At 64.8% G+C, this 10,727-nt stretch carries 10 protein-coding genes; all 10 read right to left on the bottom strand.

Translation table 11 applies throughout. The features are described 5' to 3' along the window. Positions 1-1,691: 1,691 nt before the first annotated feature. Positions 1,692-2,906: DUF6531 domain-containing protein (locus tag ASD05_RS30655; protein ID WP_235507905.1), on the bottom strand; the 1,215-nt coding region annotated here is incomplete at its 3' end. Between the two features lie 608 nt (positions 2,907-3,514). Next, positions 3,515-4,063, bottom strand: a complete 549-nt coding sequence (locus tag ASD05_RS08565; protein WP_056590350.1) for a hypothetical protein — start codon at positions 4,061-4,063, stop codon at positions 3,515-3,517. Between the two features lie 37 nt (positions 4,064-4,100). After that, on the bottom strand, positions 4,101-4,685 hold the full coding sequence (locus ASD05_RS08560) for a glycoside hydrolase family 19 protein (protein WP_056590348.1): 585 nt from the start codon (positions 4,683-4,685) through the stop codon (positions 4,101-4,103). Then, positions 4,682-5,074, bottom strand: coding sequence for a hypothetical protein (locus ASD05_RS08555; RefSeq protein WP_056590345.1), 393 nt, complete (start codon positions 5,072-5,074; stop codon positions 4,682-4,684). The genes ASD05_RS08560 and ASD05_RS08555 overlap by 4 nt, the downstream gene beginning before the upstream one ends. Further along, a complete protein-coding gene (locus ASD05_RS08550; protein ID WP_056590342.1) occupies positions 5,064-5,453 on the bottom strand; it encodes a hypothetical protein in 390 nt (129 codons plus the stop codon). The genes ASD05_RS08555 and ASD05_RS08550 overlap by 11 nt, the downstream gene beginning before the upstream one ends. Before the next feature lie 18 nt (positions 5,454-5,471). Continuing rightward, the gene (locus ASD05_RS08545; RefSeq protein ID WP_056590339.1) at positions 5,472-5,705 is read right to left on the bottom strand and encodes a hypothetical protein; all 234 of its coding nucleotides are present in this window, start codon (positions 5,703-5,705) and stop codon (positions 5,472-5,474) included. A 2-nt stretch (positions 5,706-5,707) separates the two neighbouring features. Continuing rightward, a complete protein-coding gene (locus ASD05_RS08540) occupies positions 5,708-7,597 on the bottom strand; it encodes a hypothetical protein (RefSeq protein ID WP_056590336.1) in 1,890 nt (629 codons plus the stop codon). Next, positions 7,587-8,000 (bottom strand): hypothetical protein, encoded by a 414-nt coding sequence (locus ASD05_RS08535; RefSeq protein WP_056590333.1) that lies wholly within the window; start codon positions 7,998-8,000, stop codon positions 7,587-7,589. The genes ASD05_RS08540 and ASD05_RS08535 overlap by 11 nt, the downstream gene beginning before the upstream one ends. Then, entirely contained in the window at positions 7,997-9,505 is a 1,509-nt protein-coding gene (locus ASD05_RS08530; RefSeq protein WP_056590330.1) for a LamG domain-containing protein, read from the bottom strand. Before ASD05_RS08530 ends, ASD05_RS08535 begins: the two co-directional genes overlap by 4 nt. A gap of 3 nt (positions 9,506-9,508) precedes the next feature. Next, positions 9,509-10,717 carry a hypothetical protein gene (locus ASD05_RS08525; RefSeq protein ID WP_056590328.1) on the bottom strand — a complete coding sequence of 403 codons (1,209 nt, stop codon included), beginning with the start codon at positions 10,715-10,717 and terminating at the stop codon, positions 9,509-9,511. Positions 10,718-10,727: the final 10 nt, after the last annotated feature.

Raw genomic sequence — 10,727 nt, 5'->3', positions numbered from 1 at the left:
TGCCAGAGGTTCTGCGTCAGGCTCGTGATGCGCCCGGCTGCGTCGTAGACGTAGCTGCTGAACTCGGTGGCGGTCAGGCGGCCCGCGGTGTCGTAGCTGCGGCTGGCGCCGAGGCTCGGGCTCGCAAAGGCCCAGGTCCAGGCGGTGGGCTGGCCCAGCGGGTTCCAGGCGATGCCGCTGACGAGGGGGTTGCCGTTCAGGCTCAGGCCCGTCAGACGCCCGGTGGCGTCGTAGGCGTGGGTGAGCGTGCCGCCTCCGTTGGGGTAGCCGATGCTCGCGAGGGTGCCGTTGGGGTTGTAGGCATAGCTGACCTGCTGCACGCTGCCGTTGATCAGCGTCTGCTTCTTGAGGGTCACGCGGCCGAAGGCATCGCGGGTGTACTCGGTGGTGCCGCTGCGGTCGACGATCTCGGAGAGATATCCCTTGCTGTTGGCCGTGAGGTCGTAGCGCAGCGTGGTGGTCTTGCCGTCGGCGAAGACCAGGCTGGTGGGCCGCCCGAGCAGGTCGCGCGCGATGGTGGTGGCCTGGCCGAGGGCGTCGGTGATCTGGCTGGGCAGGCCCAGGGCGTCGTACTGGGTGCTGGCGCCGCCCGTGTCGGCGCTGGCCTCGGCCACGCCCTTGAAGTCCTTGGCTTCGGTGACGGCGTCCAGGGCGTTGTACTTGAGGGTGGCGCTGGCGTTGGCTGCGTCGGTCACGGCCTTGACGCGGCGCAGGCTGTCCAGGCCGTAGCTGGTGCTCTGGTTCAGGCCGTTGGTGGAACGGGTCAGTTCGCCGTTGGCGTCGTAGCCGAAGGTGCTGCTCTGATTAGCTCCTTCGGTGCGGCCCGACAGGCGGTTGATGTTGTTGACGGTGCGCGCCACGCTCCAGGCGACGTTGCCCGCGCTGTCCTTGATCTGCTCGGCGGTGCGGTTGCCCATGGCGTCGAGGGTGTAGGTGCCGGATTCGCCTCGGTTGTTGCTCCAGCCGATCAAGCGGTGGGCTGCGTCGTAGGCATACGTCAGGACGAGGCCGGTGGGCAGCGTGACTGTCTCGACGGTGCCGTAGGGCTTGTAGGTCAGGACAGTGGTCTGGCCGCCGACGGTTTGGGTCAGTAGGCGGTCGCGAGGGTCGTAGGTGTAGGTGGTGACGAGGCCGTTGGGGGCAGAGATGCTGACGACGCGGTTGGCGCTGTCGTAGGCGTAGCTGGTGACGTGGCCCAGGGCGTTGGTCGATGTGAGGGCGTTACCGCGGGGGTCGTAGGTGTAGCTGGTGACGGCACCATTGGGCTCTGTGGCCGTGTCGACCAACTGCGACGTGTTGTAGGTCCACTGCCAGAGCTGGGCCTTGTTGGTGGCGGTGTCGGTGACCGTCTTCGACAGCATATTGCCGACGGCGTCGTAGGTGTAGGCGGTGGTGCGGCCAGATTCCGTCACCAACGTCGGCAAGCTGAACGTCGCGTGCCACTGGGTCGTGACCGTGCGGGCATCGGGTGTGCCGGAGGCATGGACCACGGTGGTCGGCAAACGACGGACAACATCCCAGCCTGTCGTCGTGATCACACCATTGAAGTCGGTCTCCGAAGTGATCAGGCCGTTGGAATCCTGCACGCGAGTCGCGGCATCGCTCTTGCCTTCGCCCGAGGGCAGCGAGCCGCCAGTGACGGCGAGCTTGCCCTGCGTGGTGCCGTAGCTGTAGTTGCGGCTCGTGCCCANCGCGGCATCGCTCTTGCCTTCGCCCGAGGGCAGCGAGCCGCCAGTGACGGCGAGCTTGCCCTGCGTGGTGCCGTAGCTGTAGTTGCGGCTCGTGCCCAGGGGATCGATCACCGTGGCAGAGCCTGTCGAGGGATAGCTGACTTGGTAGCTGTCCACGGAGCCCGCAAGCTGGGTGCTGATCGCACGGCCTGTGCTGTCGTAGGCGAAGGTGCCCCATCGCATGCCGCTCTCATCGAGGATGCCGGTGAGTCCTTGAGGAAACGAAGCGTTCTCGTAGACAAAGCTGCGGGCCTTGCCGTCGGGATACATGACCGAGGACAGGCGACCTGTGCCGTCATAACCGTAGACGATGACACGCGCATCTGGTGTTGTGACAGTGGTCAACTGACCGGCGCCGCTGTACGCGAGGGTGAGGGTGCGGCCGAAGCCGTTCGCGACGGAAGCCAGTTGGCCGGCACCGTTGTAGGCGTAAGCAGTGGCCCAGCCGTTGCGATCCGCTTCGGTCTGCAGCTTGCCGGAGCCGTCAAAGCTGAGCGTGGCGTCGTCGTCGGCGCGGTGGTAGGTCCAGCCGCCGGAGGACTGCTGTGTCAGCGTGTCAACGCTGTTGTTGGCGCTCCAAGTTGTAGCGCCGGCTGGCTTGCCGAAAGTGCGCACATAACCTTCGCCGGTGGTGATGGTTACGCCCAGAGGAGCCGATGTGGGCGAGGCGACCAGCTTGGTGCTGTGGTTGTGCGCCCAGACTTGGCCCATAGGATTGCTAGCCCGGGTCGAGTCGCCCGCCCAGTTGCTGCGGTAGGTGCGCGTGAAGGACAACGCACCGGGACCGGAATCAGACCAGTCGGTTTCGGAGCGGTATTTCTCACCCGTCGCCGGAAGAATTGGGGTCGCGGTATTGGCGCCATCGATCCGACAAGACGGAGGCTCCAGAGCGGCCGCTATGCAAGACGTGTTGGTTGCATCTTGCTGAAGAGGGAAGTTGCAGGAACACGCACCATTCTTGAGCGTGCTGTTCGCGGGACAAATGGGGCCATAGGTCGCATCAAGATTTCCGGGCGTACCGCAGCGGTGGCTGTAACAACTATCCGAGGTATGCGCCGACTGATCCCAAACGTGCTGAAAAGCGCAGTAGGCTTGCGAGGCAGGACCGTTCGGATAATCCACAAACCAGTCGGTAAAGCGCACGTACCCATAGACTGCATTCCAAGCATCCGTCATGCCGGGACAAAGAGACGCCGGGTCGGTGGACGGGCCACCTGTATGGCCATTGGCAGACCACGAGTACGTGAAACCCCGCGTCGTCGCAATAGACGCAGACGCATGGCTGCATACCACGGCCAGCAGTACGCCCAAGAGAAATCGCACCACACGTTCCATAGCCCGCCCAAGCCGGCAGCAACGCACAGGCAATGCCTGAAGAAGGTCATCACGACCAATACCAATCGCGCTCTGCTCTGCTGGGGCTCCTGGCATGCGTGCTTCCCTGGACTTACTTCGTTCTCTCGAACCGGTCGAATCTCTTTGCGATCAAGCTCAATCGGCGTGCTGCTTGGGCAATCAAACCGCGCAACGTGATGCACGTTACCGGCCGCGACGATTGTTCAAGATAGTTACAAGATAACTCAAGGGTTGCTCGCGACCAACGACAAATGGCTTACGCAGACAGCGCGCGTCAAAGGCTGAATATGAAAGTACGCAAAATCTATTGAGCCCATGTTGTCGGTACACGACGCCGCTAGCTCCGCGCCATTGCGTCAAGTACGCGCCGCGCGGTCACATGCCCATGTCTTACCCTGCCGTTACCTCAGCGTCGCAGGCCACCCAAACTAGGGCCCCAGCAGCTCACGGTCGTTGCCGACGATGCTCAGCAACAACCCTACTTCGGCATCTCGCTGCTCGACAATGAATCGACCTCCCTGAAGTAGCTCTCGACCTCGTGCAGCCAGGCTTGCGAGGACTGCGGATCGATCTGCGACACGCTGGCAGGCAGCGGGGTCGCTTGCGGCTTGGTCCCGATCACGGGAGGCAAAGGCGGTGAACTGCTGGCGCATCCGCTCAGCATCGCTGGCAGCAGTGAGGCGGCGACCATCGAGAGCAGCCAGTTTCTTTTCGTAGGCATTGACGTTTTCCTGTTGAGCTTTGGCATGGGCGGCCTGCATCGCCATCACGCGCTGCAGGTCATCGAGCGCGGCGAGCGCGCGGCGGGTGTTCTCAGCCTGACGGTCGAGCTTTTCGTCCGAGACGGCTTTCTGTGCCTTGGATAAGTCAGCCTTCGCCTTCAGGACTTGGGTGCGCTCGATGCCGACCAATGCCAAGGCCAGCACCAGCAGCAGCGCCCATAGCCACGACGGTACGATGTCAAGGAACTTGCTCATGTACCGCTCCGGCGAGAAGGGCCACAGGGCCACGCGCTCATTTGCTGAGCACCTTGTAAGCCCGAGCAGTGGCCGCCTTGCGCTCGGCGAGCTTCAGCCGCTTCGGCCCATTAACGCGCCCGGTGATGTCGTAGACATCGCCGCGCTCCGCCGCCGGCAAGCAGTCTTTGAACACAGCAAAGAACCAGCACGCCGACAGCGCCGCATGCTGCGGCTGCAGCAGCAGCTCGGGCTTGCCGCGGTAGTCAAAGCCGAGCGCCCTCCCCGCTGCGATATAAGCGTCCTCCCAGGTCAATTGGATCAGGCCGCGCCCATGAAAACCCTTGTAGCGCAGCATGCTCAGCCCTCGCGGATTGCGCACGTAGTCCTCGGCCCGATAGCCACCCTGCACGAACAGGCTCGGGAAGATCTCGCGCAGGCGCGCCGGCGTCGTGTAGTAGAGGTCTTCTTCGACCTTCGCCAAGTCGTCGGACTCGACCGGAACTTGCCCCAGAAAGCACGCCATCGCATTGGCCGAGTGGATGCGAAAGCGGTTCATGCCGTCCGCCAGGTGCAAGACGTAGCGCTCGGCGTTGGCGCGCGTGGCACCGGTGCATTCGATGAGGGTCTGTGTGTCGATCATGGCTTCTTGAACTCCTTTGCCGCGGTCTTCGCGGCCTGGTTGGCGGTCTGTGCGGCGGTCTGCGCAGTGCTCGCGGCTTCACCCGCGGTCTGTGCAGCGCTCGCCGCGGTGTCGGCCGCGCGGTTGACGCGGCCCGTAAGCGAAGAGAGGCGGTCGCCGAAGGCCTCGCGCAGCCGGGCAATCTCCGCGAGGTGGTCCTCGCGCTGGCGCGTCATCTGCGCTTCGGCCGTGCGGGCCGCCCAGAAGTAGCCCGAACCGAAGCCGCCGAGGAACAGGCTTCCGACGACGCCCACGGTTTCGAAGAACCGGCGCCACTGGCGCGGTGGGCGCACGCGCGGCAAGACTTCGAGCGCGGCGCGATCCGAATCGATGTGCGAATCACTGTGCATGCAGTTGCTCCTTCAGTTGGCGGACCTGATCGCGCAGAGAACTCAGCTCGGCCGTCTGCGCGGCAAGGGTGTCGTTCATTGCCTTGATCTGCCCCTTCATCTCCCACAGCTCTTTCAATGCTTCGTTGCGCTCGGCCGCGAACTTGTCGGCCCGCTCTTCGGCCTTCACGCGCGCGGCACGCTCTTCGGCGCGCGCCGCGCGCTCGCCTTCGAGCAGTTCCTTCCACGTCCCCAGGGCCGCAATCTGGCCCTCACTGTCGGCCCGCTCCTTGGCATCGGTCGGCTGCTGCTTGCGCCACACCTGATAGCCGCCGGCGGCTGAAAGAATGAGGAATGCAAGCTGTGCGATCGGATTGCCGGCGATGTCGCCCATGTCCATGAATGGCCTCTTCTCTCTTCAGATTTGGAATTGCACGAGCGGCATGTCGGCGGGCGCATCGCCCTCGATCACGCCATCGCGCACAAACACCTCGGCGCCGATCACGCGCTGGCCGACGCCGAGCGCGGTGAGCACTCCCCCGCCGGGAAGAACGAGCTGCGCAATGTCGCCATCGATGGCCGTCACAGTTGCGATCTGCCGCAGCTTGGCCGGCTGCAGTTCAAGGAATGCGCTGTAGAGATTGCGTGCCACGCTCAGACCTCCTCATGGGTTTCGACATTGATCGTCTGGCGCAGCGTCGGCCAGGACTCTTCGAGCGCAACGCTTCGCACAAGGCCAAGGCGCTGCGCGTCTCCGCCGTCGTAGCTGACCAGTGAACCCGGCAGGATCAATCCGGTTTCCTGCAGCACCGGCATGCGCAGGCTTACATGCGCCTGCCGCCCCGTGTTGCTCAGTTCGGCAAGGCCGCGCTGAATGACGGCATCAGCGTGCGTCATCAGCGGATGCGTGACCATGGGCGCGTCGTAGTCGCCAGCCGTGCCGCTGCGCGTGATGTCGCCGCGCACGCCGCCGCGCGTGGCGCCGTAGATGAATGCGCGGTTGTAGGCAGGCCGTCGCACCCATTCGATGCTTTCGACCGAGACAACATCGGCGGGCAATACGTAGTCGGGCGTGAGCGTGTGCCACATCCACGGTGCAGCCGGGTAGCGCGGTAGCACGCGAAGCGTTGGCTCGGTGTTGTGCGGCTGCACGATGGCGCCGGCCGCCGTCGCGATGTCGAGCATCGCCGCAATCGGTGAGCCCTGAAAGGCCCACGTCCCGCCGGGCACAAACCAATCAGCGATGCGGTAATCGATGGCCCACCCGTTGTTGACACCGTTGATCGTCATCGCGAGCGCCATGAGCTGCGCGGCCGTGCGCCCCGATGCAGATGAAAAGTTCTGCTCTGGCGCATAGGGCTTGTCGAGCAGCATGGCACGCCCCCTACCCCGCACGCGCACCTCTGTGCGAGCAAAGCGTCGATCACGCGCAGGAGGGTCAGCCACGAGTCGATACGGCACGCCGTTGACCATCGCCAGCAGCTCGGCTGGATCACCATTGCCGTCCTCTTGCACGAGTGGCAGTGCCGAGCCCGGCAGCGTGGCGCTCCACTGCCAGGTCCACGAGTCGGCATCGAGCGACATCGAAAAGCCTTTGGCCTCGATGATGTCGCCGCCATCCACGCGCGTGAGCGCGATGCTGTTTTCCACGGAATAGACCTCCAAGACGGGCACCACCACGGTCTGTCCGGTGCCGGGCGGCGGCGCGTGCCGCTCGCAAAAGAAAATGAGCGTCGTGTTGTGCGTTTGCTTCCCGCGAAACACGAGCGTGGTGTCGGGAACGTGACAGGGATCGACCTCGGGCGGCACGAGGACCGAACGCCCCGGCAGCGGCGCCATGGCGGCCTGCCAGCGCGCGAGCCATCCGCGCTCGATGAGCTGCGCCACGCCGAAGCCCTCGCCATGCCGATGCACAAGATCCTCGGCTTCCTGCCAGTCGGAACGCACGGCGCGCCGCAGGCGGTCGGCCTCCTGATACCGGACAGCCAGCGCCGCCGGCGTGAGTTGCTGCGCCGCCTGCCACCGCACGCGCGCGGCATTGCGGGCGCGGCCCGCTTCCTGCCAGCGCAGCGCGGCCGAGGTCGAGACCGAGCCCGCCGCCTGGTGCCGCACCGTTGCAGCGTTGCGCGCCCGGCCGGCCTCCTGCCATACCGATGCCGTAGCGCCCGCCCGGACCTCGGCGCGCTGCCACCGCGAAACACGGCCAGCACTTCCGCGCGCGGCGCTTTGGTGCCGCGTCATGACCGCGGCGCTGGTCGGCACCGCGACTTGCCATCCGGAAGAAACCTTGCCCACGAGCGGCCGCTGCGTGGCGCTGTCGTAGCGCACGGTGCCGCTCAGCATGAACGCGGGCAATGGGATGCCGCCGGCGGCCGTCGCCACGGGCGGCATGGTGACCATGGCCGCACCGGACATGAAGAAGCTCGGCAGCGGAATGCGCCCAATCGCATAGGCCGCGCCGCTCGCTTCCTCGGGCTCGCCGAACACCAGAACATTCGGCGGGCCGCCGGGCGGCGGCCGGCGGAAGATGAGGTCATTGGCCACCGATGACCACCTCGCCGATGAAGAACGTTCCGCCCTGATACAGCTTCGCCTCGGGGTCGCCTTCCGGCGGGTTCTGCACCACGAGCTTGACCTGCCCCGTACCGCTCGGCCCGCTCATGCTGAAGTCGGCCACCCACGTGCCGCCGGCCACTTCGAGCCGCCCCCATGTCGCGATGCCCGTTGCGACGGCCAGATCGCCCGCTGTGTTGGCCTGCACGAGCGAGAGCCGCCCGTTTTCCACGGCACCCGCCGGCAGTGCGAGCACGGCCGCGGCCAGCAAGGCGGTGCCGGCACCGCCTTCGGCCGGCTGCACACCGCCGTACGCGAGAAAGCGGGCACCCTCGCCGAGGTAGGCCAGGAGGCCCGGCCCGGCCAACATCGCATTGATGGCGAGCACGTTCATGGCATCAGCTCCACCTTGCCATTGGCAAGGGTCAGGCCATCGGTGACGACTGCGAGTTTTCCGTGCGCCAGGTAGTACGCCAGGACCGTATAGCTCTGCAGCTCGTCGATCCATTGGAAGTCGTAGCTTCCATCGGCACCACTCCACAGCTCACGCACCACCAAGCCATCGGCTTCGCGCATCAGCCGAACGCGGCACGGATATGGCTTGTTCAGCGGGTTCACGTAGTCGAGCGTGAAACCTCGCACCCGGCCGATGCCTTGCCCGAGCACTCCCGTCAGATAGTCGTTGCGTCCCTTGACGACTTGCGCCACCTTCGTTTGACCATAGGGAAGAGATTGAGATGTCGCCGTCGGCACGCGGAGTACCGCCACGGGTGCCGCACGCCCCTGAACACGGTTGACGAGGATGCCCCCGCCGAAGGGCTCCGCAGGCGGGGTGAAGTTGGCACCGTACAGACCGCCGCGACTGAATCGGAATTCATCCAGCTTGCCGCCCCACCCACCGTTCACGAGGTCGTAGCCAGAAGCACCAATCGTGATCGTTGGCGCAGCGAGATAGCTGTTCGCGTCGACGTAGTTGGAGCCCACTTGTACGCCATCAAGAAACAAGCGTGTGACGCCAGACGCACGGCTTAGCGCCACGTGAGCCCAAGTGTTCAAAGGCACCGAACCCGAACTTTGCGCGATCACGTCGGCGCCGTTCACATTCAACGCGAGACGATTGCTGGCGTTCACGTACAGCGTCGGGTACAGCCCGTTCGTTCCGATCGGACGGAAATCCCATAGGACCGCAAAAGAGATCGGCGTGATGGACCGATAGACCCAGCCTTCGAGCGTGAAATCGCTCGCTCCAAATGCCAGAGAGTCGCCGCCTGCGACCTGCACGCCGTCCTGCGTTGGACCAAGGCCGTCACCCCGACCTGTGCCACCGAGCGACAGGGCAGCCGATCCGAACTTGGGCGAGCTTGTCGAAAGCACCGCACCGGCACGAAACGTGACGGCACGGCCCTTCACATCGGTCGCCGACGACGCGCCGTTCGCACCGTCAAAGTGAATCAGCACGAGCGTGCCCGCAGGGTCCAGTGGACCGGGATTCGATGAAGTCTTCGCGCGCGCACCAGGCCACGCGATGCCGGTTGCAGTCGCCCACTCCGTCCAGGTGGTCCCGTCGTCCGAGAACTGAATGCGAGCGATCAGGAGAAATCGCGACGCCTCGGCCGCGGCGCCGATGCGAATGTCAGTGACGGCAACATCGCCGCTGCTCCCGAAGTCCCATGACAACACCAGCGTCTTAAGCTCTTGCGCTCCCCACGTCGCACCCGTCGTTGTGTCGTCGTCCTTCAGATTGGCGAGCGATCCGGTTGCAGGCGCGACGTTGGATGTGAGCGCGGCCGAAGCATCGACGCGCGCAGTCCCGGCGAGCAGTTGGAACTCCGTGATGTCCAGACCCGCAACACCGTATGCCTCGATGTTGGTCGCGCGCCAGTAGCGATGTGCTGCCATCGCTTACCGCCACGGCCCCGTGATGTCGATGAATGCAATTCCGCAATTGCCCGACGTTGACACATTGGAGGGCGATGTAGAGGCATCGAGGCACGAAACGGCCTGCAAGACGCGGCCCGCCAACAAGCCCGTGCCAGGGATCCTGTCGAGCTGCTTGAAGGAGTCGAACACGAGCGACTGGGGGACATGGTAGGCACCGGGCATGTCCCCGCGAGGCTCCGCAAATCCCGCCCCATTGACGAACTTCTTCGATAGCTGCAGCGACCCGCTGACGCGGCTCGGAAAGGACCCGAGCAGAGTATCTCTGCCGGACGCAATCGCGCTGCCCAATTGACTCCCCGTGTACGGATAGATGATCTGAACCACCGAAGAGCCCAGCCCTGTGTGCAAGCGAGGGAAGGCCGTCCCGGCGGTATTACCCGCACCAAAAACCGAACCGTCTGGCGCGGAGTTGGGTGTGTTGTTGATCGAGTAGCTGAGTCCGCAAGCGAAAGCATCGCCACCCGGCTTCTCGGGCACGATGTCACCGAAGAAGCGCGTGACACCGCCCAGATTCGCGGTCGAGGTGGAATAGCCGGACAGGGGCGTGAAATAGAAAAGACGGGCGTCCGCATGAATCGCCCACGGCACAGCTACGCTGTTCGCGACCATGCTCTTTCCCCAGCACCCTCCACCCACGATCTGGGCCGCGCTTGGAAACGGGCCCGCGCCGTTGTCCACGTCGGTCATCGATTCGTAGCCGACCAGCCGGGCAACCGTGGTGCCGGTGTCGTCCACGCGCAGCAGCATCTTGGTGCTTGCCGGGTCCAGGCTGCGGTACACCGCCTTGTTGGCGCTGGCATAGACCTTCTCCCACCCGGCCGGCGCCATCTTGAAAGAAATAGAGCCCGAGGCCGCACCATCAGCCGCCGCGGTCGCGAACTTCACGACGCCTGCACCTACGGCAGTGACCTTTTGCTCGCCGTTGAGCGCGGCGATGCTGCTGCCGGTCACGAGAACGACCGAATCCAACTGGGCGCTGTGCGCGCCCGTGAAGGCCAGTGTCGCAACGCCACCGGCCACCGTCAGCGATGTCGCATTTTTCAGATCGACGCCGTTCACGAGTACTGCATCGAGTAGCGCAATGGTCGCGCCCGCCACGCCGTTGAACGGCGGCATGCCGGACATGGTGCTGTTGAAGTTTTTGACGCTGGTATCGACTACGGATGCCATTTGAGTTTTG

This window comes from Variovorax sp. Root434 (assembly GCF_001426595.1).
Taxonomy (GTDB): Bacteria; Pseudomonadota; Gammaproteobacteria; order Burkholderiales; family Burkholderiaceae_C; genus Variovorax.
The sequence above is the reverse complement of the archived record's forward strand: the minus strand, read 5'-3'. Positions and strand labels throughout refer to the sequence as shown.

Coding starts and splice junctions, on each gene's coding strand:
- ASD05_RS08530 (WP_056590330.1), bottom strand. CDS start 9,505: ATGGCAGCACATCGCTACTGGCGCGCGACCAACATCGAGGCATACGGT.
- ASD05_RS08560 (WP_056590348.1), bottom strand. CDS start 4,685: ATGATCGACACACAGACCCTCATCGAATGCACCGGTGCCACGCGCGCC.
- ASD05_RS08525 (WP_056590328.1), bottom strand. CDS start 10,717: ATGGCATCCGTAGTCGATACCAGCGTCAAAAACTTCAACAGCACCATG.
- ASD05_RS08550 (WP_056590342.1), bottom strand. CDS start 5,453: ATGGACATGGGCGACATCGCCGGCAATCCGATCGCACAGCTTGCATTC.
- ASD05_RS08535 (WP_056590333.1), bottom strand. CDS start 8,000: ATGAACGTGCTCGCCATCAATGCGATGTTGGCCGGGCCGGGCCTCCTG.
- ASD05_RS08565 (WP_056590350.1), bottom strand. CDS start 4,063: ATGAGCAAGTTCCTTGACATCGTACCGTCGTGGCTATGGGCGCTGCTG.
- ASD05_RS08555 (WP_056590345.1), bottom strand. CDS start 5,074: ATGCACAGTGATTCGCACATCGATTCGGATCGCGCCGCGCTCGAAGTC.